Source organism: Pannonibacter phragmitetus, assembly GCF_050510895.1.
Taxonomy (GTDB): Bacteria; Pseudomonadota; Alphaproteobacteria; order Rhizobiales; family Stappiaceae; genus Pannonibacter; species Pannonibacter phragmitetus_B.
This window is the reverse complement of record NZ_JBNINT010000001.1, coordinates 2,564,456-2,587,615: the sequence shown is the minus strand read 5'-3', so window position 1 is coordinate 2,587,615 and position 23,160 is coordinate 2,564,456. Positions and strand designations below refer to the sequence as shown.

Here is a 23,160-nt window from a genome sequence, read left to right as displayed (position 1 = left end):
GAATGGGCGCGGCTGGCGCTACAGGAGATTACAGGGTGTGATGCAGCTGCCTGCAGGCACCCTGGAACAGGAGTTTTGATATGTCGAAGAATGCCACCACCGCCGAAGGCTGGGATGAGGAATACGAGGCCGGCCGCTGGGCTTTCCTGCGTGATCTTCCTGAGAGCGGGCGCTACGGCATCATCGGCATGTGGCTGCTGCTGAACAAGGCCTTTGACCGGGTGCTGGACATTGGCTGTGGCGAAGGGCTTCTGTATGAGCGCCTCGCCCCGCTTGGCCTCAAGCATTACACCGGCGTGGACCTTGCCCCGCGTGCGCTGGAAATCGCCAATGTCGATCCGTCCATCGCTTCGCTGCGGGCGGGCGACATGCACAGCTTCATCCCCAATGAAGGTGAGCGCTATAGCGCTGTTGTCTTCAATGAGGTGCTGCATTTCGCCGATGATCCAGCAGCTGTTGTCTCCCGCTACGTGCCGTTCCTGGCCGAAGACGGGGTGATCGCCCTGTCGATGTATTCCCCGAAGCGGCCCGAGTCTGGTGCCAACAAGCTCATTGCACGTCTCTGGGAAGCCACGGACGATGCCAGCCGCTGGCAGGTGCTGGATGACTACCGGCTGGTGTCGGACAAAAAGGGCGTCACCTGGCGCCTGCGCCTGATCAAACCGGTGCGTTAAACGCGGCCTCTGATGCCTCCCGCAGCCGCAGGGTGGCATCAAGATCCGGGGCGGAGGCCACCAGCAGTTTCGTATAGGGATGGGATGGCTCCGTCAGCACGGCGGCAGTCTTCCCCTCCTCGACGGCCATACCTCCGTTCATGACCACCACCCGGTCAGTGATCGCCCGCACCACCGTCAGATCGTGCGAGATGAACAGGTAACTTAAGCCCAGGCGGTCCTGCAGGCTGGCGAAAAGATCCAGCACCTGCGCCCGGATCGAGACGTCCAGCGCCGACACCGGCTCGTCTGCGATGATCAGCTTCGGTTCTGTCACCAGCGCCCGGGCAATGCCGATGCGCTGGCGCTGCCCGCCGGAAAACTCATGCGGGTATTTTTTCCCGTCCTCGGGTGTGAGGCCGACGGATACCAGCGCATCCGCCACGCGCCGCCGTTTCTGCGCAGGCTTCAGATCCGGATAAAGATGGAGCGGCTCGGCAATCGCCTGTTCCACCGTCTGGCGTGGATCGAAGCTGCCATAGGGATCCTGAAATACCACCTGCACCTTGCGCCGCAGCGCCCGCATGGCCTCGCCGCGCACCTCGTGCGGTGCCTCGCCGTCAATCAGGATCGTGCCGCCGGAAGGTTTCTGCAGGCCGAGAATGGTCCGCGCCAATGTGGATTTGCCGCATCCGGATTCGCCCACCAGGCCAACACTTTCCCCTTCCGCGACTTCAAGGCTGACACCATCCACCGCACGCAGCCGTCCGCCGCGGCCGGTCAGACGGGAGAGAAAATCTGCGCCAGGAATGGGATAATCAACCGTCAGCCTGTCGACCTTCAGCAGCGGCGTTGCCGCCGTCTGCTTGCGGCCGGCAACTGCCGGGCTTGCCGCAAGGCGCTTCGGCATATGGCTTGAAGCCTTCAGCAGGCGGCGGGAGTAGGGGGCGTTGAAACCACGCAACAGCTGGCTGGTGCGGCCTTCTTCCACCAGTTCACCATCTTTCATGATGGCGATACGGGCAGCCATGTCGGCCACCACAGCCAGATCATGACTGATCAGCAGCAGCGCAATCATCTCACGGTCGACGATTTCCTTCAGCAGATCGAGGATCTGCGCCTGGACGGTCACATCGAGCGCCGTTGTTGGCTCGTCGGCAATCAGCAGCTTCGGGCGGCAGGCAATGGCCATGGCAATGACAACGCGCTGGCGCTGGCCGCCTGACAGTTCATGCGGAAACCTGTCTGGCGAGACGCGCGCACGGGAGAGGCCGACCCGGTCCAGCAACAGGTTTGCTTCGGTTGCGGCCTCCGCCCGGCTGGCCTTGCCATGCACCACGAGGCTTTCCGCCACCTGTGCGCCGATGGTCTTCACCGGGTTCAGTGCCGTCATCGGCTCCTGAAACACCATCGAGACGCGGTTGCCGCGCAAGGTGCACATGGCCGCCTCGCTCTTGTCCGTCAGCTCCTCGCCGTCAAGGCGTATGGATCCGGAGAGCTTCGCCTGGTGCGGCAGCAGACGCAAGATTGACAGCGCCGTCAGCGACTTGCCCGATCCGCTCTCCCCCACCAGCCCCAGCACTTCGCCCGCCCTGATCTCAAGGTTGAGATCGCGGATGATCTCGCGGGAGCCAATGTCCAGCGACAGATTGTTGATGCTCAGCAGCGGCTCGGTCATGCACGCCCCCGCAGTTTCGGATCGGTCAGGTCGCGCAGGCCATCCCCCAGCAGGTTGAGCCCCATCACCGTCAGCACGATGGCAAGTCCGGGATAGAGTGCCAGCTGTGGGGCAAAGGCCATCATCGTCTGCGCTTCATTCAACATCCGTCCCCAGCTTGTCAGCGGCGGCTGGGCGCCAAGGCCGATGTAGGAAAGCGACGCTTCTGCAAGAATGCCAAGCGAGAACTGGATGGTCGCCTGCACGATCAGCAGGTTGGCGATGTTTGGCAGCACGTGTTCCACCGTCACCCGTACCTCGCCTTTTCCGGCCACCCGTGCCGCCATCAAATACTCGCGTGAGGAGAGCGCGAGTGCCGCTCCGCGTGCGACGCGGGCGAAAACGGGAATGTTGAAGAGGCCGATGGCAATAATAGCGTTGAATGCTCCAGGGCCTGCCAGCGCCGTGATCAGCACGGCGGATAGAAGCGCCGGGAAGGCAAAGACCAGATCGTTGAAGCGCATGATCGCTTCGTCTATCAGTCCGCGCCGGTTCGCCGCCCATAGGCCGAGAGGAACGCCGATCGCCATGCCGATACCCACTGCCAACAGGGCCACGGCAATCGAGGTGCGTGCTCCCACCATGAGCAGAGACAGGATATCCCGGCCATAGTGATCGGTTCCCAGCCAGTAGGTGAGGCTGGGGCCCTGCAGTTTGGCAGACACCTTGAAGGTGGCGATATCATGCGGTGTCCAAACCAGCGACAGCAAGGCCGCGCCGAGGACCAGCAACGTTAGCGCAAGGCCGAGTGAGAAGGATAAATGCCGTCTGCTCACGCTGCCCTCCGCCGCAGCCGCGGATCGGCCAGCGCATAGGCCGCATCCACAAGGAAGGTCACGAAGATGACGAAGCCCACCATCAGCACCACAACGCTCTTGACCACGATCAGGTCGCGTTGGGTGATGGCCTGGAAGATCAGCCGCCCAAGCCCCGGCAGGTAGAAGACGTTTTCGATGATGATCGTGCCGGTCAGGAGGAACGAGAGCTGCAATCCGAGAATGGTGAGGACCGGGATCATCGCATTGCGCAGGGCGTGGCCCCAGAGCGCTGCGCTCTCCGTCAGCCCCTTGGCCCGCGCTGTACGGATGTAATCCTCATGCAACGTGTCCACCAGCGCCGAGCGCATGATGCGGGCAAGGATCGACGCCTGGGGCAGGGCCAGTGCAATGGCTGGCATGATCAGCGCGGCAAATGACGCCCCAATGCCCTTCTCCCAGCCCGGAAAGCCACCGGAGGGCAACAGCCGAAGGCTGACAGCGAAGACATAGACCAGCAGCATGCCGAACCAGAAGTTCGGCACGGCGACGCCAACCTGCGTCAGCGCCATGATGCCCGTATCCGCAACCCGCCCCCTGCGGCTCGCCGCCCAGACGCCGGCCGGAATGGCAATCACGATGGTCAGCAGAAGAGAAGAGAGCCAGAGGCAAGGTCACAGGCAGGCGTGCGGCTACCAGATCCCGCACAGGCACCGAGTATGTATAGCTGACGCCCATATCCCCTTGCAGCAGACCTGCAATCCAGATCAGGAAACGTTCTGCCGCCGGGCGGTCAAGGCCCATCTGGCTGCGCAAGGCCTCCAGCGTGTCGGGGCGCGCCTCAACGCCCAGCATCAGCTGGGCCGGATCGCCGGGGATGACTTCCAGAATCAGGAACACTGCCAATGCCGCCGCCAGCAGCGTCAGGCACAGGCTCACGAACCGGCGCAACAGGAAGCCGGTCATGCGGCCATCCTGCCGGACACGGAGGACTGACGCCGCTGTTGCGTGCTGGCTCCCATGTGCCTCAGTCTTCCCAATAGACGCCGGTCAGGTCATTGGCCTGCACCGGAGCGTTTTCCCACAGGCCCTTCAGCTTCGCGTCCCAAACGCCGGTCTTGGGCAACTGGAAGAGAAAGCCGTTAACGGCGTCCTTTGCGAGTATTTCCTGCGCCTGCCGCAGCAGTGCAGTCCGCTCGGTCTCATCGCTCGTGACGCTGACTTTAGCCATCAGATCGTTGAAGTCAGGGTTCTTGTAGCCGAAGTAGTAGTCGTCACGCGCATAGATATCGATGTCATTGGCCTCGGTGTGGGCGACTATGCTGAGGTCGTAGTCCTTGCCCTTGAACACCTGTTCAAGCCATTGCGCCCATTCCAGAGGAACGATTTCCAGCTCGATGCCCGCCTCTCTGAACTGTGCGGCCAGAATCTCGCCACTGCGGCGGGCATAGCTTGGCGGCGGCAGTTTCAGCGTTGCCTTGAAGCCATCGGGATATCCCGCTTCGGCCAGAAGGGCCTTTGCCTTTTCTGGGTCGAAGGGATAGGTGCCCGTCAGGTCTTCATAGGCTGGGGCGTGCGGGGCGAAATGTGAGCCGATGGGCGTGCCGTAGCCGAACTGTGCGCCGTCAATCAGCGCCTGCCGGTCAATCAGATGCGCCATGGCCTGCCGTACGCGCAGGTCATCAAAGGGCTTGCGCGCGTTGTTGGTGGCCAGCACCGTCTCGCCTTCGGTCGTGCCCACCACGACGGCAAACCTGGGATCAGCCTCGAACTGCGGCAGGTTTTCCGGCGCCGGATAGATCGGGAAGCCGTCTACATCACCGGACATCAACGCCGAAAAGGCTGCGGCATTGTCACCGATGATCTTGAATACGGCCTTGTCCAGTTTGACGGGTGGGCCCCAGTAGCCAGTGTTTTTCTGCAGCTCCAGCCGGTCGCCCTGCACCCACTGTCCGAAACGGAAAGGCCCGGTACCGACAGGGGCGGTCTTGTTGCTGCCTGCGCTTTCCGGCGCCACGATCACGGCGTCGCCCGTGCCCAGCAAGGTGATGAAATCACCCACCGGCTGCTTCAGGGTGATGGTCACCTCGGACGGGCTGGAGGCCTCGACGCTTTCAATTGCTTCGAAGCGGGCCTTCTGGGCATTGACGCTGTCCGCAGCCTTGGCCCGCTCCAGCGAGAACTTCACATCCTCGGCATCAAAGCTGGTGCCGTCATGGAAGGTCACGCCTTCGCGCAGCTTGAACTTGTAGGTCTTGCCATCGTCCGAGATGGTCCAGCTTTCGGCGAGCGCCGGCTTCACCGTGCCGTCGGCTGCAACCTGTGTCAGGCCCTCGAAAAGGTTGATGAAGACGACTTCGTCGATCGCGGCTGCCGCGCCGGCGGTCGGGTCAAGATGAGGCGGTTCCAGCCGGATGCCAAGCATCACATCCGTGCGCGCTGCCTCAGCAGGAACTGCGGCAAGAACCGCGAACACTGAGAGACTGCATAGTGCCATCCGGCGCAGGCCAAGGGCTGAAATCCGCGTCATTTCCCATTCCCCCCAACGGTTGAACTCCGCTTTGTGATCAGGAGTTTAACCAGCCAGACGGGGAAGGGAAGGGAAAATTCGGCAAAGCCCTCGTGCCTTGTCCGTCAGGCTTCTCCTCTCATGCCTCGGGCAGCGGGATGAAGTCTTCCTCATCGCCCGGCACGATATCAAACCGTCCCTTGCGCCAGTCTTCCTTCGCCTGCTCGATCCGCTCCTTCGAGGAGGAAACGAAGTTCCACCAGATGTACCGCCGCCCGTCCATCGGCTCGCCGCCCAGAAGCATGAAGCGGGCAGGCCCTTTGGCTGTGGCGCGGATCTCCAGCCGGTCGCCCGGTTTGAAGACCAGCAGCTGCGCCGGGCCAAAGGTCTGGCCGGACACTTCGATTTCGCCCTGAAGCATGTAGATGCCGCGCTCTTCATAGCCTGCATCCAGCGGAATGCGCGCGCCTGCTTCCAGATGCACATCGGCGAAGAAAAGATCCGTTGCCGTTGTCACCGGCGATTGTGCCCCGTAAAGCCCGCCCGCAACAATGCGAACGGTTGCCCCCTGATCGTTCAGGGCAGGCAGGGCTGCATCGGAATGGTGGGCGAAGAACGGCTCGCTTTCCTCCAGGTGTTTGGGCAAAGCCACCCAGCTCTGGGTGCCGAACAGGGGCCGGGGTGCCGCCTTGCGCTCGTCTCGCTCCCGCTCGGAATGGACGATACCGCGTCCGGAGGACATCCAGTTCAGTTCGCCCGGCTTGATCAGTTGATCCGACCCGAGGCTGTCGCGGTGATAAAGCTCGCCTTCCAGCAGATAGGTGACTGTGGCAAGGCCGATATGAGGATGCGGACGGACATCCACCCCGCCACCAACAATCAGTTCCGCAGGGCCGATCTGGTCAAAGAAGATGAAAGGCCCGACCATGCGGCGCCGGGCCGAGGGCAGGGCGCGCCGCACCTCGAAACCGCCAAGATCCGACGTGCGCGGCATGATCACGGTCTCGATCTGGTCACAGCTTGCTGCATCGCCGGGAACCGGATCAGGTGCATTCAGCCAGGTCATCGTCTTTCTCCTCGTGCCAATGCTTGCCATATTTGAACTTTAAGGTGGCCTTCTTCGTTCGGCCTGTCCATTGAACAGTCTGTTTCCCCTTTCGTTCCCCCCACACTTCGACAGAGAAAGAAGATGCAGCGCGTGATGATTGTTGGCGGCCCCGGTTCGGGCAAGAGCATCCTTGCCCGCATGCTGGGCGAGCGTACGGGCTTACCCGTCTTCCATATGGACCAGATCCACTGGCTGCCTGGCTGGGTCGAGCGCAGCAAGGAAGACAAGGACCGCTTGAGCAGCGAAGTCCATCAGCAGGAGCGCTGGATCTTCGAGGGCGGTCATTCGCGCACCTATCCGGAGCGGATCGCCCGGGCGGATACCTTCATCTGGCTGGATGTGCCGGTCTGGCTGCGCATGGTCCGGGTGCTGCGCCGCAGCTGGCGCTACCGCGGGCAGAGCCGTCCGGACCTGACGGAAGGCTGCCCGGAGCAGTTCAGCAAGGAAACATTCAAGTTCCTGCATTTCATCTGGACAACCCGGCACTCCGCCAGAGCAAAGCTGCTGGAGGTCTGGCAATCCCCGCCGCCGCATCTGACCGTGCACCGCCTGAAAAATCTTGCGGAGGTCAGGGCCTTCCTCGAAACGGTGGAGCGGTCATAAGTTCCCCGTGCCTTACCCGAAGATCGCCCTGTCCTCTGCCACGCAGGCGCGCAGGAAGTCCTGAACGGCGGCGATGTGGCGCAGCGGGCGGGAGCTTTCGTGCGTCACCATCCAGTAGGCGCGCTTCACCTGCACCTCCGGCAGAACGGGCCTGAGGTTTGCATCACTGCGGGCAATGAAGGCGTGGAGAATTCCGATGCCAGCCCCCGCCCGCACGGCCTCCGTCTGACCAAGCGCCGAGGCGATTTCGAAGCGGGATGTCCAGTTGCGGGTGAAATCCGCAGCATAATTGAGGGCAGGAGAATAGATGAGATCTTCCACCGAACCAACGAGATCATGCCCTGAAAGGTCCGTGAGCGTCTGTGGTGTGCCGCGCTGGGCGAGATACTCCGTAGAGGCATAAAGGCCGAGGGCATAATCCACCAGTTTCGCCGCCACCAGCCGCCCGTGCTCCGGCCGTTCGATGGTCACCGCAATATCCGCCTCGCGCCGGGAGAGCGAGAAGGAGCGCGGCATCGGCACAAGCTGGATGGTCAGGCCCGGATGCGCCCGTGTCAGCCGGGCAAGGCGCGGCGCGAGATAGGTGACGCCAAAGCCATCCGGCGCGCCGATGCGCACCGTGCCGCTGATGCCCGGATGCGTGCCGGACAGGCTGGAGCTGGCCGCCAGCAGTTCCGCCTCCATCCGCTCGGCTGCGGGCAGCAGCCGTTCGCCCGCTTCCGTCAGGCTGCATCCCGTCGTGCCGCGCTCCACCAGCCGTGTGTTCAGGCTGTCCTCCAGCGCGGTCAGCCTTCGGGCGACCGTGGCATGGTTCACTCCCAGCCGCCGCGCTGCGCCCAGCATCTGGCCCGAGCGGGCGACAGCCAGAAAGATCTTCAGGTCATCCCAGTTCATGCTGCGCTCCTTGATGTGCAAATATGCACAGCGGTTGCGGGAAATGCGCTGTTGTTTTTGCAAAATAACACAGGCAAGACAAGGGCATCAAAATGGATGCCATGCGAGGCATCACCAGCCCGGAGGAAAGCAGATGCGCAAGATCGGACATTTCATCGGCGGCAAGCACGTGGAGGGCACCTCTGGCCGCTTTGCCGATGTCTTCAACCCGGCCACCGGTGAAGTTCAGGCGCAAGTAGCGCTGGCGACGAAGGCCGAGCTGCGCGCTGCCGTCGAAAATGCCGCTGCCGCCCAGCCTGCCTGGGCCGCGCAGAACCCGCAGAAGCGCGCGCGTGTGATGATGAAGTTCGTCGATCTTCTGCACCGCGACATGGACAAGCTGGCCGAGGCTCTGTCCCGCGAGCATGGCAAGACCATTCCGGACGCAAAGGGCGACGTGATCCGCGGCCTCGAAGTGGCCGAGTTCTGCATTGGCGCTCCGCATCTGATGAAGGGTGAGTTCACCGAAGGCGCCGGTCCCGGCATCGACATGTATTCCATGCGTCAGGCGCTGGGCGTTGTCGCAGGCATCACCCCGTTCAACTTCCCGGCCATGATCCCGATGTGGAAGTTCTGCCCGGCCATCGCTGCGGGCAACGCTTTCATCCTGAAGCCCTCCGAGCGTGATCCCTCCGTGCCGCTGATGCTGGCCGAACTGATGATCGAGGCCGGTCTGCCTGCCGGTATCCTCAACGTGGTCAACGGCGACAAGGACAGCGTGGACGCGATTCTGGATGACGATATCATCCAGGCAGTCGGCTTCGTCGGCTCCACCGCCATCGCCCATTACGTCTACTCACGCGGCTGTGCGGCCGGCAAGCGCGTGCAGTGCTTCGGCGGCGCCAAGAACCACATGATCATCATGCCGGATGCGGACATGGATCAGGCGGTGGATGCTCTGGTCGGCGCCGGCTATGGCGCGGCAGGCGAACGCTGCATGGCGATTTCTGTGGCCGTTCCGGTGGGCGAAGACACGGCAGACCGCCTCATTGCCAAGCTTGCTCCCCGCGTTGAAAGCCTCAAGATCGGGCCTTACACCGGTGGCAATGACATCGACTTCGGCCCGCTGGTCACGAAGGATGCCTACACCCGCGTCAAGGGGCTCGTGGACAAGGGCGTTTCGGAAGGCGCCAAGCTCGTCGTCGATGGCCGCAACTTCAAGCTCCAGGGCTATGAGAACGGCTATTTCATCGGCGGCTGCCTGTTCGACAACGTCACCAAGGACATGGAGATCTACAAGACCGAAATCTTCGGTCCGGTTCTCTCCGTTGTTCGCGCCAAGACCTATGAGGAAGCCATCGACCTGCCGATGAGCCATGAATATGGCAACGGCGCTGCCATCTTCACCCGTGATGGTGATGCCGCCCGTGACTTTGCCTCGCGCATCAACATCGGCATGGTCGGCATCAACGTGCCGATCCCTGTTCCGCTCGCCTACCACACCTTCGGCGGCTGGAAGAAGTCCGGCTTCGGTGACCTGAACCAGCACGGCCCGGACGCCTTCAAGTTCTACACCCGCACCAAGACGGTCACCTCCCGCTGGCCGTCGGGCATCAAGGATGGCGCCGAATTCGTCATCCCGACGATGCGCTGATCCGGTTTGGATTGAAATGGAAAGGGCGGCCACCGGGGCCGCCCTTTTTGCTTCTGACTGATGTGATCGCCAAAGCGGCGTCTACACTGGCAACGCATTCTCTGGCTCGATCACCAGATGCGGTTCTCCATTGGAGTTGCGCTGGGGCGAAACGCCGTTCACATCCACGATTGCCGCAATGCGGCGGCGGAAGGCGGAGAAGCTGTCGAAAGTGACCACGTCGACGGGTTCGTCGAACTGGATACCGATTTTGAAGCGCTTGCCACCAGACATGGAGGTGACAGATAGAACCGTGCCCTCGAACATCTGGCCCAGATAGCGGCCGCGCACCCTCGCGCTGACCTGAAGAAAGTGCGGAGTGGCTATCTCTGCCGGTTGCATGATTGACGCCGGAGCTGCTGCCCGGGCGGCAAGCGTGTTCCAGTCGCGGACCCCATGGGTCTCTGCGATGAGCTCAAGCGCACGGGAATGAGAAACCGGTGTTCCTTGCGCAGCCATAGCGTTGCGCAGCCTCTTGGCCTGCGCTTTATAATCCCCGGCTGTCACGGGAGGTGTTCTGTTTGTCATTGGATCTGCCTTCATCAGCATGTGCATGCTAGAAAGCCACGGGTGCTCGCGTTGCCATGAGCGCATGCGCTGGTCTGGCTGATTTCTTCCCGAGGGCTTCACCACAAATAAACTGCGAGCGGCCGGTGCCTCGAACCGGCCCCAGATGTGGTGTGTGGCCGGTCCGTGTCAAGGGGCAGGACGAGATGGAGCGGGCAGGATTGGGCGGCTATCCTTCCTTCCGGCATAGGGAACTTGTTCACTGCCTCGTCCAAATGCGACAAAACGCGTTTTTTCCCAAGTTGCCTCACCGCTCAGCCAGTCTATAACCAGACCAAGGTGAAGCTGGCTGCCGTGACCCGCATGGCGGCTGGCCCTGTTGGGGGACGGACAAGGCTGCTTCGTGCAGCCGGTCAGGAAACGCATGAGTGAGCAGACAAGCGCCCACCCTGCAGCGGACGGCTGTGAGGCGCATGGCGTGGATGCAGGCAAGGCTGCGGTAAAACCCGTTCCGGCAGGAACGGCGCTGCTGCGCGCCATAACAGAGCCGGAGCGCCGGACCATATCCCGTGCTGGCATGCTGGCCGGGTTTGCGGATTGCCTTTGGATTGTCCAGGCTGCCGCCATCGCCACGGCGGTGCTGCAGATTGCCTTTCCAGTCGCTCTGAAACTGCCCGGCTGGCCCACGCCGCTGTCTTCCCTTGAAACGGCGCAGGTTATGGCAGGCATCGTTATCCTGCTGGCTGTTTTGCGCTACGCCCTGTCCCTTACCGCAAGCCGCATGGCCTTCGACGCATCCGAGCGGGTGAAGTCAGGCCTGCGCCGCCGTTTGCTAACCGGCCTTGCAAAGGCCGGTCCTGCCGTACAGCTGCCCGTCAGCGGTGCCGTGGCGGCCGCCGTTACCGATCAGGTGGAGGCCGTGGGGCCATATGTCCGCCGCTTCCTGCCCATCCGCACCCGGCTGGTTCTGGCTCCGCTGGCCATTCTGCTTGTCAGCCTTTGGGTCAACTGGTTCGCGGCCGTGATTCTGCTGGTGGCAGGCCCCATGATTCCGCTTTTCATGGCGCTTATCGGCATGCGGGCACAATCCGCTTCGGATGAACAGCAGGGCGAACTGACCCGGCTTGGCGGTTTCCTGATGGACCGGCTGGCTGGGCTCGAGACCCTCAAGCTGCTGGGCGCGGCAGATCGAACAGGCCAGCAGGTGGCCGATGCCGGACAATCCTTCCGCGTGGCCACGATGAAGGTGCTGCGCATCGCCTTCCTGTCCTCCACGGTGCTGGAGCTGTTCAGCGCGCTGGGCGTTGCCTTTGTCGCGGTCTATGTCGGCTTTTCCCTCCTCGGCCAGATCGGTTTCGGCACCTGGGGCGCTCCGGTTGATCTGTGGTCTGGCCTGTTCGTGCTGCTGCTGGCCCCGGAGTTTTTCTCGCCCCTGCGCGCCTTTGCGGCTGCCTATCACGACAAGGCTGGTGCACAAGCCGCAGCCGGGCATCTGGCTCTCCTGCCCATGGCTGAAAGCGCCGCTGCGGCTGCAGCGGACCAAGCGGTGATGACACTGCCCGCCGGGCCGGTGGCCGTCACGTTCCGCTCTGTCACGCTTGGCCATGAAGACCGGCCCGTGCTTGCCGGACTTGATCTTGATCTGCGCCCCGGCGAGTTGCTGCATCTGCGCGGGCCGAGCGGGGCGGGCAAGTCTACCCTGATGGATGCGTTGATTGGCCTCAATCCGCCGCTTTCGGGCGAAATCCGGATCAGTAGCACGCCGCTTTCTGCTCTGGATCAGGGCCTCTGGCGCAGCCGCATTGCCTGGCTATCGCAGGACCCGCGCCTGTTCTTTGGCTCCGTGCGGGCCAATCTGCGCCGCGCCGCGCCAGACGCGACCGATGCAGATCTGTGGGCCGCGCTGGAACTGGCCGGTGCGAAGTCCCTTGTCGAGCAGATGCCTCGCGGTCTTGCCACTAGCCTCGGCGAAGACGGCTTTGGCCTGTCAGTTGGCGAGGCGCGCCGCATCGCGTTGGCCCGCGCCATGCTGCGGCCCGATCCGCTGCTGGTGCTGGCAGACGAACCGACGGCAGGCCTTGATGAGGACACAGCTGCCATTGTCATCGAGGGCCTCAAGGTTCTGTGCAAGAACCGCAGCTCCCTGATCGCCAGCCACGATCCGGCTCTTCTCGCGCTGCCGGGCCGGGTGTTCGATCTGGAACCGCGTTGCCTGCAAGAGGTGGCCGAATGAGATCCGTTCTCCAACTCCTCCGTCTGCAATTTGCCGCAGGCCGGGCCAGCTTCCTTCTGGGTATTGCCGCAGCCCTGGTTCCCGCGCTGGCCGGGTTCCTGCTGCTTGGCGTCTCCGGCTGGTTCATCACCGCCTGCGCGCTTGCGGGCGTTGCAGGCACGATGGTCAATTATTTCGTTCCCAGCGCGCTCATCCGCGCTTTCGCCATCGCCCGAACCGCCGGACGTTACGGCGAGCGGATGCTGACCCATGACGCCACCTTCCGCTTTCTGGCGGACCTGCGCGCCCGTGTCTTCACGGGCTTTGCCCACCGCCGCGCAGCCAGTGCCCAGCAGAGCCGCAGTGGCCTGAAGCTCTCGCGCCTGACGCTGGATATCGATCAGCTCGACCGGGTCTATCTGCGCCTTGCCGTGCCTGCCGCGACGCTTGCCGCTGTGCTGGCGGTGGCAGCGCTTATGGCGGCAAGCCTTGTGCCTGCTGCCTTGCTGCTCGTCGTGCTTGGCCCGCTGGTCCTGCTTGGCGCCGCCCACCGCGTCATGGCACCGGTCATGGCGGGTGAAGCGCGCCGTGCCGAAGCTGCCGAAGAGGCCATCCGCCTGCGCACCGTTGATCTGGTTGCAGGACGCCGTGACCTTGCCGTCTACGGCGGGCTGGACCTGCCGGTGGAGGCTGTTCTTGCTGCAGACCGGCGCCGTGCACAGGCGGCCCGCCGTATCGAGCATGTCACCTCCCGTGCCGAGCTTGCCGTCATGGCGTCCGGGCAAGCGATTGCCGCCATTGCGCTCGCCGTCATGGCGCGAGAGGTGGAAGGCGGGTTGGCCGGAGCCGCAATTGCTGCAGGTGTCATCCTTGCGTCGCTGGCGCTGGCCGAAACACTGGCCGGATTGCTGCCCGGCCTTGCCGCCTTCACCCGCACCCGCCGTGCGGCTGACCGCTTGGTGCCGCTTGCTGCTGGTGCGGAGATCCGACCTGCAGAACCTGCCGCTGGTTCTCATGCAGGAACGGCGCCCGCTGGTGCCGTCCTTGCGCTTTCGTCGGTCAGCTTCACCTATCCCGGCGCCATCCGTCCTGTGCTGGAGGACTTCAGCCTTACGGTTGCGCCGGGCGAATGGCTCTGCCTTGCCGGTCCCAGCGGCTGTGGCAAGTCCACGGTTCTGGCCCTTGCCAGCCGCCTGATGCCGCCTGATAGCGGCCAGATCTGGCTGCAAGGCCAGCCAATCGGTGCGCTGGACGAGGCAGCCCTGCGCCGCACCGTTGCCGTGGTTACGCAAAAGCCTGTCCTCTTTGCCGGGACAGTGGCCGAAAACCTGCGCCTTGCAGCACCTGATGCCACGCCGGATGACATGTGGCAGGCGCTGGAACGTGTGGGGCTTCAAGATGTGATCGCTTCCCGTCCGGGAGGCCTCATGAGCCAGCTGGGGCAGGGCAGCACGGGCCTCTCCGGTGGCGAAGCCCGGCGCTTCACGCTGGCGCGGTCGCTGCTGCTGCGTCCCCGCCTCTGGCTTCTGGATGAGGTGACGGAGGGGCTCGATCCACAAAACGCTGCCCTTGTGCTGGACACCGTTGAAAGCCTGCGTGGTGATTCTGCCATTCTGATGATCTCGCATCAGAAGCGGGAAATGGACCGCGCCACCCGTATTCTACGCCTCCACCAGTCTTGATTTCGATCAGGCTGAGCGCGAAATCTTGATCGGTGATTATACGTATCGAGTACCGCTCAGGCCTTTGAAATCAAGGCATAATCAGTCTGACATGCTCTACGGGTCTGACCTTGCTTCGCATGCGCGAAACCGCCGCGGCGACTGCCGGTAACAAAACGTCCACCAGCGGTCTATTATAGTTTGTCTAATCCGAAACTATGTCGCCGGTAAAACGTGAGATGGGGCTCTTGCGCCAGTCCGGGACGGGAGACAAGCCATGGATATCGGGGTCGTAGAACTCTCGCGCCTGCAGTTTGCCATGACTGCGCTTTATCACTTCCTCTTCGTGCCTCTCACTCTCGGGCTCTCTGTCATTCTTGCGGTCATGGAAACCGTCTATGTGATGACAGGCCGCGAGATATGGAAGCGCATGGTCAAATTCTGGGGCACGCTGTTCGGCATCAATTTCGTGCTGGGCGTGTCCACCGGCCTCACGATGGAATTCCAGTTCGGCATGAACTGGAGCTACTACAGCCAGTACGTGGGCGATGTCTTCGGCGCGCCGCTTGCCATCGAGGGGTTGATGGCCTTCTTCCTGGAGGCAACCTTCGTCGGCCTGTTCTTCTTCGGGTGGGACCGCATGACCCCGCGTGGCCATCTGGCCGCCACCTGGACCATGGCGATGGGTACAAACTTCTCCGCCCTGTGGATTCTTATTGCCAATGGCTGGATGCAGCATCCGGTGGGTGCGGTGTTCAACATCGACACCATGCGCATGGAAGTCGCGAGCTTCTATGAGGTGATGTTCAACCCGGTGGCGCAGGCCAAGTTCGTGCACACGGTCTCTGCCGGCTATGTCACGGCGTCTCTCTTCGTGCTGGGCGTCTCGGCCTGGTACATGCTGAAAGGCCGCCACCTGGAGCTCGCCCGCCGTTCGATCGCCGTTGCTGCTGCCTTCGGCTTTGCTTCTGCCCTGTCGGTCGTCGTGCTGGGTGACGAAAGCGGCTACGAAGCCAACACGAACCAGAAGATGAAGCTGGCCGTGATGGAAGCCATGTGGGAAACCGAACCCGCGCCCGCGTCCTTCAACATCATCGCCATTCCGGACATGGAAAAGCGCGAGAACAGCTTTGCCATCCACGTGCCTTATGTGATGGGCCTTATCGCCACCCGCTCGCTGGACCAGAAGATGGCCGGCATCAAGGAGCTAGTGGAGCAATCGAAGGAGCGGATTCTGTTCCGGCGCCATTGCCCTGGAGACCCTGCGCGAGATCCGCGCGGGAGACGATACGCCGGAGAAGCGCGCCCTGTTCCAGCAGCATGTTCAGGATTTGGGCTATGGCTATCTGCTTGAGCCCCACACGGACACGCTCACACAGGCCACAGAGGCGCAGATTGACGCGGCTGCCTGGAACACGGTGCCCAATGTCTGGCCGATGTTCTATGCCTTCCGCATCATGGTCGCCTGCGGCTTCTTCTTCATCCTGCTGACGGCAGTGTTCTTCTACATGACCTCGGCCGGCAAGCTGGAGACTGTCCGCCAGAACCACCGTTGGCTGCTGCATGTGGCCGTATGGTCCATTCCGCTGCCTTGGCTTGCCTGCGAGATGGGCTGGTTCGTCGCCGAATATGGCCGCCAGCCGTGGATCATCGAGGGCATGCTGACAACGGCTGCCGGTGTGTCCAGCCTGTCGGTCACGGAAGTGCTCATGACGCTGGCCGGTTTCGTGGCGCTCTACAGCACGCTGCTGGTCATTGAAGTGAAGTTGCTCCTGAAGACTATCCGCAAGGGGCCGGAAGAGCCCTCGCAGCCCGAAACGGGCATGAGCGCACCCCGTCCCATCCAGATTGCAGCGGAGTAAGATCATGGTCCTCTTTGAACTCATCGACTATTCCGTCCTCAAGCTCATCTGGTGGGGCCTGCTCGGCATCCTGCTGATCGGCTTTGCCGTCACAGACGGCTTCGACATGGGCGCCGGTACCCTGATGCCCTTCGTCGGGCGCACCGACATCGAACGGCGCGTGGCCATCAACTCCATTGCCCCCACCTGGGAAGGCAATCAGGTGTGGTTCGTGCTGGGGGAGGGGCCATCTTCGCCGCCTGGCCGCCGCTCTATGCGGTCAGCTTCTCCGGCTTCTATTTCGCCATGTTCGTGACGCTTGCAGCCATGATCCTGCGGCCCGTCGCCTTCAAGTACCGCTCCAAGAGCCCGGATCCGGTCTGGCGCAGCCGCTGGGACTGGGCTCTCTTCACCGGTAGTGCAGTGCCTGCACTGGTCTTTGGTGTGGCCGTCGGCAATGCTCTGCAGGGAGTGCCTTTCAGCTTCGACAATGACCTGCGGATGACCTATTCCGGCTCCTTCTTCGGCCTGTTCTCGCCCTTCGCCCTGCTGTGCGGCCTTCTGTCCTTCTCCATGCTGGTCATGCACGGCGGGGCCTGGCTTGGCCTTCGGGCTGATGGTGTGGTGGCACGGCGGGCGCGTTTCTACGGCACCGTGGCCGCACTTGCCGTCATCGTGCTCTTTGCCCTTGGCGGCCTTGCCATTTCCTCCGGCTTTGTCGAAGGCTACCGCATCACCAGCACAATTGACCCGCAGATGCAGGCCAATCCGCTGGCCAAGATGGTGGAGCGGGCACCCAGCGCCTGGATGGACAATTACAGCCTCTATCCCTGGATGATGATTGCCCCCGTGCTCGGCTTTGCCGGGGCGCTGGGCGCGCTCATCGGCCTCAACACCCGCTTCGAGGCGCTGACCTTCATTTCCTCGAAACTCTCCGTCTTCGGCATTATCGCGACGGTGGGCGTGTCCATGTTCCCCTTCATCCTGCCCAGCTCGTTGCAGCCGCAGGCCGGTCTGACGGTGTGGGACTCGTCCTCCAGCCACGCCACCCTGTTCAACATGCTTGTTGCGACCATCATCTTCCTGCCGCTGATCCTCATGTACACCGCTTATGTCTACCGGGTGCTGTGGGGCAAGGTGAGCGAAGAGAGCGTCGCCAACGATCATTCGGCTTACTGAAGGAGACCGTCCATGTGGTACTTCGCCTGGATCCTCGGCATGCCTCTGGCCTGCTGCCTCGCTATCCTCAACGCCATGTGGCTTGAAATGCGCGAGGACGCCGAAAAGCAGAAGAAGGCTGGTTAAGCCTGTGCGGCGCTTGAGCAAATTCAAGGCGTGATGCGTCGGCATCTCAGCGCCTTGGTATAAGAGAAGTGGGGCAGCACATCCGCGCTGCCCCATCCCTGCAACTTTGCAATGCCGCGGCCTCTCATTCCGCGCAGCCCCGAAAAAACCGGCCTTTCAGCCAGCGCGGCGCGCAAACTCCTTTGCAAGATCCAGAAACGCCCGCACGCCAGCTGAAAGATTGCGGCGGCCGGGATAGTAGAGGCACAGCCCTGGATAAGGCGGTGTCCAATCCTCAAGGACCCGGACAAGGCGCCCCGCCTCGATGTCCGCAAGAGCTTCCTGTTCCATCGTATACCCCACACCAGTGCCCGCAAGCGCTGCCGCCCGCACGAGGCTGGCCTCATCGAGCGTAATTGGTCCTGGGACATCAATATGCAATTGCTCGCCATCTTTCTCGAACCGCCAGCGGAACAGCGCCCCATCGGGCAGGCGGACGCGGATGCATCGATGATTGAGCAGATCTGGCGGAACGATGGGCTTGCCATATTGCTCGAAGTAGGCAGGACTGCCAACCACCGCATGGCGCTGCGGCCTGCCGAGTGACACAGCGATCATGTCGCTCGGTACGAGGCCCGCGACCCTGACGCCCAGGTCGAAGCCATCCCTTACGATATCGACCATCTTTCCTTCTGTAACGATATCGGCATGCATCTCAGGATAGCGGCGTAGAAACTCAAGCACGAGCGGTGAGAGGATCGCACGGGCCGCAAAGGGGGCAGCGTTGATCCGTATTGTGCCGGAAGGGGTGTCGCGTTGCGCGCGCACGCAGTCCAGCGCCGCATGCAGATCCTGTAGCGCAGGCGAGATCTGCTGCACGAAGAGCCTGCCGGCCTCTGTCAGTGACACGCTGCGCGTGGTGCGGTTGAACAGCCGCACACCCAACCCTGCCTCCAGTTTGCCGACCGTATGACTGAGCGCCGTCGTCGACATATTGAGTTCGATCGCAGCCGCCCGGAAAGTTCCCCGCCGTGCAATGGCGATAACGGCCTCAAGTTCCCTCAGGTTTGCCTGTTCCATTATCCCGATCCATTCATCACGCTATGCATATTTGTCCTGCTTATCGATACAATGATCGAAGGATAAAGTCGTGTCATCGGAAAAGGAGAAACACGATGGAAATGCCCGGCATTGTGAAAGCGTTTTTTGACGCAGACCGCCACAACGACGCAGAGGCCCTGTCGCGTGCGTTTGCGGCAGACGCAGTCGTTCAGGACGAAGGCGCCCAGCATCAAGGCAGAGCCGCCATTCGCAGCTGGTGGAGCGCAGCCAAGGCGGCATCCCAGTTTGTTGCCGAGCCCCTTGAAGCCACATCAGGCGATGGCACGGCTTTCGTCCGTGCCAGAGTAAGTGGTGACTTTCCCGGCAGCCCGCTCACGCTCTCCTATGCATTCACCGTCAGGGAAGGTGAAATCGCCAGTCTGGAGATCAAGGCATGAGCAGCTTTCTTGATCTGAAGGGCAAGCGGGTGCTCGTTACCGCCGGAACCAAGGGGACTGGCGCTGCGGTAGTGAGCCTGTTCCGTGAACTTGGCGCGCAGGTCCTGACGACCGCGCGGGCGCGTCCGGCAAGCTTGCCGGAGGAGCTTTTCATCCAGGCCGATCTGACCACCCCTGAGGGCTGCCAAGTCGTAGCAGAGGCCGCGCATCAACGGCTCGGTGGCGCGGATATCATTGTCCACATGCTGGGGGGATCGTCAGCACCTGGAGGCGGCTTTGCGGCGCTGACGGATGTTCATTGGCAGGAAGAGCTGTCGCTCAATCTTTTGCCTGCAGTCCGGCTGGACCGGCTGCTGGTTCCGGACATGGCCGCACGGGGCAGTGGCGTGGTCGTGCATGTCACGTCCATCCAGAGCGTGACGCCGCTACCGGAGGCGACGACCGGCTATGCTGCTGCCAAGGCGGCGCTGTCAGCCTACAGCAAGGCCCTCTCGAAGGAGGTCTCGCCCAAGGGAGTCCGTGTTGTCCGGGTATCCCCCGGCTGGATCGAGAACGAAGCTTCGGTTCATCTGGCACAGCGCCTTGCAAGGGAAGCGGGCACGGACCTTGAGGGCGGCAAGAAGATCATCATGGATGCGCTGGGTGGCATACCGCTTGGCAGGCCGTCAAAGCCGGAGGAGGTCGCCAATCTGATCGCTTTCCTGGCTTCCGGCCGTGCCGCTTCGATCACGGGCAGCGAGCACATCATCGACGGGGGAACCGTGCCGACGGTGTAGCCGCCATGGCTTGTGCCCATTGATCAGGCGGGTGTGTCCCATCCGCCAAGCCGGGCGTAGACAGCATCGCGCAGATGGCGGATGCCGCGGTTCAGATCTGCCAGTTCTTGCGGCGTCTGGGCCGAGGCGGCAAGCAGAGTGTCGCTGAGACAGCCTGCCTTGTGCTTCAAGGCGAGGCCCTCTTCCGTCAAGGCGATCACCACCTGACGTTCGTTGCTCAGGTTCCGGGTTCTGCGCAGCAATCCGGATGTCTCAAGGCGCTTCAGGACCGGTGTAAGCGTGCTGGATTCCAGAGCGAGAGCGCGGGCGATGGCACCCACCGTCTGGCCATCTTCGCTCCACAGCACGTTGAGCACCAGATACTGCGGATACGTCAGACCCAGCTCGTCGAGCAGGGGCTTGTAGGCGCGTTGGATGGCGATGCCGGCACTGTAGATTGCGTAGCACAACTGGTCCTGCAAGGGCGGCGGATCATTGGGGCGTTCGGTCATTCTATGCTCCTGTCAGCCGGTAATTAGCCCAGGGTACGGCAAAAAACAATATCGCGATAACAATTCGCTTGACGCGCCTGATGTCACTTGATAGCGAATATATCGCGATAACAGTTATCGCAAAAACAAAGGAGAGTGTCATGACGAACCAGACCAGGACCACCATGGCCGCGATTGCTGCGGCCGCCGTATTGTCTGGCGCGCAGATGGTGAGTGCTGCTGACAGCATTCCTCACGATCAGTCCGTCAAGAATGTCGTACTTGTCCATGGCGCTTTCGCGGACGGCTCGGGCTGGAAAGGGGTTTACGACAACCTCACTCAGCGTGGGTACCGCGTGACCATTGTCCAGAACCCGCTGACCTCACTTGAGGACGATGTTGCGGCCACACGGCGTGCGCTTGAGCGGCAGGATGGTCCGGTCATTCTCGTCGGGCATTCCTGGGGCGGGACCGTCATCACGGAAGCAGGCATTGACCCCAAGGTTGCAGGCTTGGTCTATGTCTCCGCGCTGTCCCCGGATGCGGGCGAGACGACAGCCCAGCAATATGAGGGCTTTGCTCCTGCATCGGAGTTTGTGCTCGACATCACGCCGGATGGATTTGGCTATGTCAGCCCGGAGAAGTTCAAGGCCGGCTTTGCGCATGATACGACTGATGCCGAGGCAGCCTTCATGCGGGACTCGCAGGTTCCAATCAACATGTCGGCATTCGGCACAAAGCTCCAGAATGCAGCCTGGCGCTTGAAGCCCAGCTGGGCGGTGATCGCCACTGAAGACAAGGCATTTGACCAAGCAATGCTGGTCCACATGGCCGAGCGGATCAATGCAAAGATCACCCGGGTGAAGGCGAGCCACGCTCTGTTCATGACGCAGCCGGCAGTCGTTTCCGGCACTATCGATGAGGCCGCGAGGACCGTCTCAGCCGTCAGCAAGTGATGGCCGTGCGAGCGGGTGACATGCCGCAATTTCCAAACAACAAACCCCGGCGCGAGGGATCGCGCCGGGGTTTGTCTTGTCCGTCAGCCGGAAAGCCGGATCAGGCAGCCTTGGTGGCCGCGTCCGCCTTCAGGGCTTCGAGGATGTTCTGCGGCGAGGAAACGCCATAGGGGTCGGTAGCGCAGTTGTCGGAGAAGCCTTCTTCCTCGAACCACTTCTCGACGCGGCCATTGTCCACAACGGCCGCATAGCGCCAGGAGCGCATGCCGAAGCCGACGTTGTCCTTGGCAACCAGCATGCCCATCTTGCGGGTGAACTCGCCCGAGCCATCCGGAATGACCTGAACGTTCTTGATGTCCTGAGCCTTGGCCCAGGCGTTCATCACGAAGGCATCATTGACCGAGATGCAGTAGATGGCATCAATGCCGAGCGCCTGGAACTCGCCGGACAGCTTTTCGAAATCCGGCAGCTGATAGGTGGAGCAGGTCGGCGTGAAGGCGCCGGGCAGGGAGAACAGCACCACGCGCTTGCCGCCAAAATAGTCAGCCGTGGTCTTGTCTTCCCAACGGAACGGGTTCGGCCCGCCAATGCTTTCGTCACGTACGCGGGTGCGGAAGGTCACATCGGGAACGTTTCTGCCGAGCATGGATCAACTCCTTGAAGTCATGAGTATTTCCAGCAGCGCCGGGAGGTGCGCCGGGAAAAGGGGCTTGCCGCCCCTGAATTTGGGTGCCTGGACAGCCGGAAGAAGCTATCCGGAAAAACCGCTACCCCAAATGCTGCAACGCCGCAACCCCATGCGGCAGTGCGGCGCAGGGGGCAGCCTGCCAAATGATGCGGCAAGGCTGACATGGCGGCGCCCGTTCTGGAATTTTGGCGGGAATGGGCGTATATGCGGCGCCATGACAATCAAGACACCCAATGCGGCCGGGGCAAATGCCTCCGATGCCTCCAGCGCAATCTACACGCAGAGCGCTCCGGTTTTCTCCGTCGCCCCCATGATGGACTGGACGGACCGGCATTGCCGGATGTTTCACCGGCAGTTTTCGGCGCGGGCGCTGCTCTATACGGAGATGGTGACGACCGGGGCGGTGATTCATGGGGACCGGGAGAAGCTGCTTGGCTTTTCGGGCGGGGAGCATCCGGTGGCCTGTCAGCTGGGCGGGTCGGAGCCGCAGGATCTGGCGGTGGCGGCGCGGATTGTCGAGGACTTCGGCTATGACGAGGTGAACCTCAATGTCGGCTGCCCGTCCGACCGGGTGCAGTCCGGCTCTTTTGGCGCGTGCCTGATGCAGGAGCCGCAGCTGGTGGCCGATTGCGTGGCGGCGATGAAGGCGGTGGTGAAGATCCCCGTCACGGTGAAGTGCCGCATCGGCGTTGATGATCAGGACCCGGAAGAGGCGCTGGATGCCTTGGCTGACCGGGTGCTGGCAGCGGGTGTGGATGCGCTCTGGGTGCATGCGCGCAAGGCCTGGCTCAAGGGCCTCAGCCCCAAGGAAAACCGCGATATCCCGCCGCTGGATTATGGCCGGGTGCGGCGCCTCAAGGCGCGGCTGCCGCAGCTTTTCATCGGCATCAACGGCGGCATTCCCTCGCTTGATGCCTGCGAGGCGCTTCTGGCGGAGACTGACGGCTTGCCCGGTCTTGACGGGGTGATGCTGGGCCGCGCTGCCTATCACGATCCGGCGCTGATGGGCGCTGTGGACCGGCGGATCTATGGGCTGGAGACGGGCGATGTCAGCCCGCGTCAGGCCATCGAGGCCTATATTCCCTATATCGAGGATTGCCTGTCGCGGGGCATCCGCCTGTCGCACATCACGCGCCACATGCTGGGGGCCTTTACGGCTGTTCCGGGGCTCGGCTGTTCCGCCGCATCCTCACGGTGGAGGGTGTCAAGGCGGGTGCCGGCATCGAAGTACTCACTTCTGCCCTTGCTGCCCTTGACGAGGCGCAGGAAAGGGCGGCAGATCGGATTGCGGACAGCGCCGCCTGATCAGACCTCTGAACGGGCGCGCTGACTGCGCCTGATCGTCTTTTCTGCCT

At 62.5% G+C, this 23,160-nt stretch carries 18 protein-coding genes and 4 pseudogenes; 12 read left to right on the top strand and 10 right to left on the bottom strand.

All coding sequences use genetic code 11. The features are described from left to right. Positions 1-80 precede the first annotated feature (80 nt). Complete coding sequence (locus ACQB61_RS12220; RefSeq protein ID WP_430512826.1) at positions 81-674, top strand: class I SAM-dependent methyltransferase; 594 nt, start codon at positions 81-83, stop codon at positions 672-674. Here ACQB61_RS12220 and ACQB61_RS12215 read toward each other — a convergent pair. From ACQB61_RS12215 to ACQB61_RS12195, 5 genes and pseudogenes are all read right to left on the bottom strand, one after another. Beyond that, entirely contained in the window at positions 658-2,331 is a 1,674-nt protein-coding gene (locus tag ACQB61_RS12215) for an ABC transporter ATP-binding protein (protein WP_430512825.1), read from the bottom strand. The genes ACQB61_RS12220 and ACQB61_RS12215 overlap by 17 nt on opposite strands. Then, positions 2,328-3,146 carry an ABC transporter permease gene (locus ACQB61_RS12210; RefSeq protein ID WP_430512824.1) on the bottom strand — a complete coding sequence of 273 codons (819 nt, stop codon included), beginning with the start codon at positions 3,144-3,146 and terminating at the stop codon, positions 2,328-2,330. Before ACQB61_RS12210 ends, ACQB61_RS12215 begins: the two co-directional genes overlap by 4 nt. Next, positions 3,143-4,091, bottom strand: a pseudogene (locus ACQB61_RS12205) (ABC transporter permease). The gene ACQB61_RS12210 and the pseudogene ACQB61_RS12205 overlap by 4 nt, the downstream one beginning before the upstream one ends. 61 nt (positions 4,092-4,152) lie before the next feature. After that, complete coding sequence (locus tag ACQB61_RS12200; RefSeq protein ID WP_430512823.1) at positions 4,153-5,655, bottom strand: ABC transporter substrate-binding protein; 1,503 nt, start codon at positions 5,653-5,655, stop codon at positions 4,153-4,155. Between the two features lie 118 nt (positions 5,656-5,773). Continuing rightward, positions 5,774-6,700 carry a pirin family protein gene (locus ACQB61_RS12195; protein WP_430512822.1) on the bottom strand — a complete coding sequence of 309 codons (927 nt, stop codon included), beginning with the start codon at positions 6,698-6,700 and terminating at the stop codon, positions 5,774-5,776. A gap of 123 nt (positions 6,701-6,823) precedes the next feature. Between ACQB61_RS12195 and ACQB61_RS12190 the strand changes: the two genes are divergently transcribed. Continuing rightward, positions 6,824-7,345 carry a DNA topology modulation protein FlaR gene (locus tag ACQB61_RS12190; RefSeq protein ID WP_430512821.1) on the top strand — a complete coding sequence of 174 codons (522 nt, stop codon included), beginning with the start codon at positions 6,824-6,826 and terminating at the stop codon, positions 7,343-7,345. A 12-nt stretch (positions 7,346-7,357) separates the two neighbouring features. On the opposite strand, the gene ACQB61_RS12185 is transcribed toward ACQB61_RS12190, so the two are convergent. Next, positions 7,358-8,239, bottom strand: a complete 882-nt coding sequence (locus tag ACQB61_RS12185) for a LysR family transcriptional regulator (protein WP_430512820.1) — start codon at positions 8,237-8,239, stop codon at positions 7,358-7,360. Between the two features lie 133 nt (positions 8,240-8,372). Between ACQB61_RS12185 and ACQB61_RS12180 the strand changes: the two genes are divergently transcribed. Next, the gene (locus ACQB61_RS12180) at positions 8,373-9,872 is read left to right on the top strand and encodes a CoA-acylating methylmalonate-semialdehyde dehydrogenase (RefSeq protein ID WP_430512819.1); all 1,500 of its coding nucleotides are present in this window, start codon (positions 8,373-8,375) and stop codon (positions 9,870-9,872) included. An 81-nt stretch (positions 9,873-9,953) separates the two neighbouring features. Here ACQB61_RS12180 and ACQB61_RS12175 read toward each other — a convergent pair whose 3' ends face one another. Continuing rightward, positions 9,954-10,439 (bottom strand): glyoxalase superfamily protein, encoded by a 486-nt coding sequence (locus tag ACQB61_RS12175; protein WP_430512818.1) that lies wholly within the window; start codon positions 10,437-10,439, stop codon positions 9,954-9,956. Positions 10,440-10,842: 403 nt separating this feature from the next. Between ACQB61_RS12175 and cydD the strand changes: the two genes are divergently transcribed. From cydD to cydX, 5 genes and pseudogenes are all read left to right on the top strand, one after another. Beyond that, positions 10,843-12,651 (top strand): thiol reductant ABC exporter subunit CydD, encoded by a 1,809-nt coding sequence (gene cydD / locus ACQB61_RS12170; RefSeq protein WP_430512817.1) that lies wholly within the window; start codon positions 10,843-10,845, stop codon positions 12,649-12,651. Next, entirely contained in the window at positions 12,648-14,312 is a 1,665-nt protein-coding gene (gene cydC, locus ACQB61_RS12165) for a thiol reductant ABC exporter subunit CydC (protein ID WP_430512816.1), read from the top strand. Before cydD ends, cydC begins: the two co-directional genes overlap by 4 nt. 256 nt (positions 14,313-14,568) lie before the next feature. Continuing rightward, a pseudogene (locus tag ACQB61_RS12160) lies at positions 14,569-16,153 on the top strand (cytochrome ubiquinol oxidase subunit I). 4 nt (positions 16,154-16,157) lie between these two features. Then, positions 16,158-17,311 (top strand): annotated as a pseudogene (gene cydB, locus ACQB61_RS12155) (cytochrome d ubiquinol oxidase subunit II). Positions 17,312-17,323: 12 nt separating this feature from the next. After that, the gene (gene cydX / locus ACQB61_RS12150; protein ID WP_430512815.1) at positions 17,324-17,437 is read left to right on the top strand and encodes a cytochrome bd-I oxidase subunit CydX; all 114 of its coding nucleotides are present in this window, start codon (positions 17,324-17,326) and stop codon (positions 17,435-17,437) included. A 156-nt stretch (positions 17,438-17,593) separates the two neighbouring features. Here cydX and ACQB61_RS12145 read toward each other — a convergent pair whose 3' ends face one another. Then, complete coding sequence (locus ACQB61_RS12145) at positions 17,594-18,496, bottom strand: LysR substrate-binding domain-containing protein (RefSeq protein ID WP_430512814.1); 903 nt, start codon at positions 18,494-18,496, stop codon at positions 17,594-17,596. A 95-nt stretch (positions 18,497-18,591) separates the two neighbouring features. Here ACQB61_RS12145 and ACQB61_RS12140 point away from each other — a divergent pair, with 95 nt between their 5' ends. Further along, positions 18,592-18,915 carry a nuclear transport factor 2 family protein gene (locus ACQB61_RS12140; protein WP_430512813.1) on the top strand — a complete coding sequence of 108 codons (324 nt, stop codon included), beginning with the start codon at positions 18,592-18,594 and terminating at the stop codon, positions 18,913-18,915. Beyond that, positions 18,912-19,691 (top strand): SDR family oxidoreductase, encoded by a 780-nt coding sequence (locus ACQB61_RS12135; RefSeq protein ID WP_430512812.1) that lies wholly within the window; start codon positions 18,912-18,914, stop codon positions 19,689-19,691. Before ACQB61_RS12140 ends, ACQB61_RS12135 begins: the two co-directional genes overlap by 4 nt. Before the next feature lie 23 nt (positions 19,692-19,714). On the opposite strand, the gene ACQB61_RS12130 is transcribed toward ACQB61_RS12135, so the two are convergent. Next, positions 19,715-20,182, bottom strand: coding sequence for a MarR family winged helix-turn-helix transcriptional regulator (locus tag ACQB61_RS12130; protein ID WP_430512811.1), 468 nt, complete (start codon positions 20,180-20,182; stop codon positions 19,715-19,717). A gap of 140 nt (positions 20,183-20,322) precedes the next feature. Between ACQB61_RS12130 and ACQB61_RS12125 the strand changes: the two genes are divergently transcribed. After that, a complete protein-coding gene (locus tag ACQB61_RS12125; RefSeq protein WP_430512810.1) occupies positions 20,323-21,117 on the top strand; it encodes an alpha/beta fold hydrolase in 795 nt (264 codons plus the stop codon). Positions 21,118-21,217: 100 nt separating this feature from the next. Here ACQB61_RS12125 and ACQB61_RS12120 read toward each other — a convergent pair whose 3' ends face one another. Further along, a complete protein-coding gene (locus tag ACQB61_RS12120) occupies positions 21,218-21,763 on the bottom strand; it encodes a peroxiredoxin (protein WP_430512809.1) in 546 nt (181 codons plus the stop codon). Positions 21,764-22,115: 352 nt separating this feature from the next. On the opposite strand from ACQB61_RS12120, the pseudogene dusA reads away from it, so the two are divergent. Then, positions 22,116-23,110 (top strand): annotated as a pseudogene (gene dusA, locus ACQB61_RS12115) (tRNA dihydrouridine(20/20a) synthase DusA). Positions 23,111-23,160 lie beyond the last annotated feature (50 nt).

Bases quoted from the DNA above. Each gene is read 5' to 3' on its own strand.
- cydC (WP_430512816.1), top strand. From the start codon at position 12,648: ATGAGATCCGTTCTCCAACTCCTCCGTCTGCAATTTGCCGCAGGCCGG.
- ACQB61_RS12220 (WP_430512826.1), top strand. From the start codon at position 81: ATGTCGAAGAATGCCACCACCGCCGAAGGCTGGGATGAGGAATACGAG.
- ACQB61_RS12215 (WP_430512825.1), bottom strand. From the start codon at position 2,331: ATGACCGAGCCGCTGCTGAGCATCAACAATCTGTCGCTGGACATTGGC.
- ACQB61_RS12125 (WP_430512810.1), top strand. From the start codon at position 20,323: ATGACGAACCAGACCAGGACCACCATGGCCGCGATTGCTGCGGCCGCC.
- ACQB61_RS12140 (WP_430512813.1), top strand. From the start codon at position 18,592: ATGGAAATGCCCGGCATTGTGAAAGCGTTTTTTGACGCAGACCGCCAC.
- ACQB61_RS12130 (WP_430512811.1), bottom strand. From the start codon at position 20,182: ATGACCGAACGCCCCAATGATCCGCCGCCCTTGCAGGACCAGTTGTGC.
- ACQB61_RS12190 (WP_430512821.1), top strand. From the start codon at position 6,824: ATGCAGCGCGTGATGATTGTTGGCGGCCCCGGTTCGGGCAAGAGCATC.
- cydD (WP_430512817.1), top strand. From the start codon at position 10,843: ATGAGTGAGCAGACAAGCGCCCACCCTGCAGCGGACGGCTGTGAGGCG.
- ACQB61_RS12195 (WP_430512822.1), bottom strand. From the start codon at position 6,700: ATGACCTGGCTGAATGCACCTGATCCGGTTCCCGGCGATGCAGCAAGC.
- ACQB61_RS12185 (WP_430512820.1), bottom strand. From the start codon at position 8,239: ATGAACTGGGATGACCTGAAGATCTTTCTGGCTGTCGCCCGCTCGGGC.
- ACQB61_RS12180 (WP_430512819.1), top strand. From the start codon at position 8,373: ATGCGCAAGATCGGACATTTCATCGGCGGCAAGCACGTGGAGGGCACC.
- ACQB61_RS12145 (WP_430512814.1), bottom strand. From the start codon at position 18,496: ATGGAACAGGCAAACCTGAGGGAACTTGAGGCCGTTATCGCCATTGCA.
- ACQB61_RS12120 (WP_430512809.1), bottom strand. From the start codon at position 21,763: ATGCTCGGCAGAAACGTTCCCGATGTGACCTTCCGCACCCGCGTACGT.
- ACQB61_RS12175 (WP_430512818.1), bottom strand. From the start codon at position 10,439: ATGACAAACAGAACACCTCCCGTGACAGCCGGGGATTATAAAGCGCAG.
- cydX (WP_430512815.1), top strand. From the start codon at position 17,324: ATGTGGTACTTCGCCTGGATCCTCGGCATGCCTCTGGCCTGCTGCCTC.
- ACQB61_RS12135 (WP_430512812.1), top strand. From the start codon at position 18,912: ATGAGCAGCTTTCTTGATCTGAAGGGCAAGCGGGTGCTCGTTACCGCC.
- ACQB61_RS12200 (WP_430512823.1), bottom strand. From the start codon at position 5,655: ATGACGCGGATTTCAGCCCTTGGCCTGCGCCGGATGGCACTATGCAGT.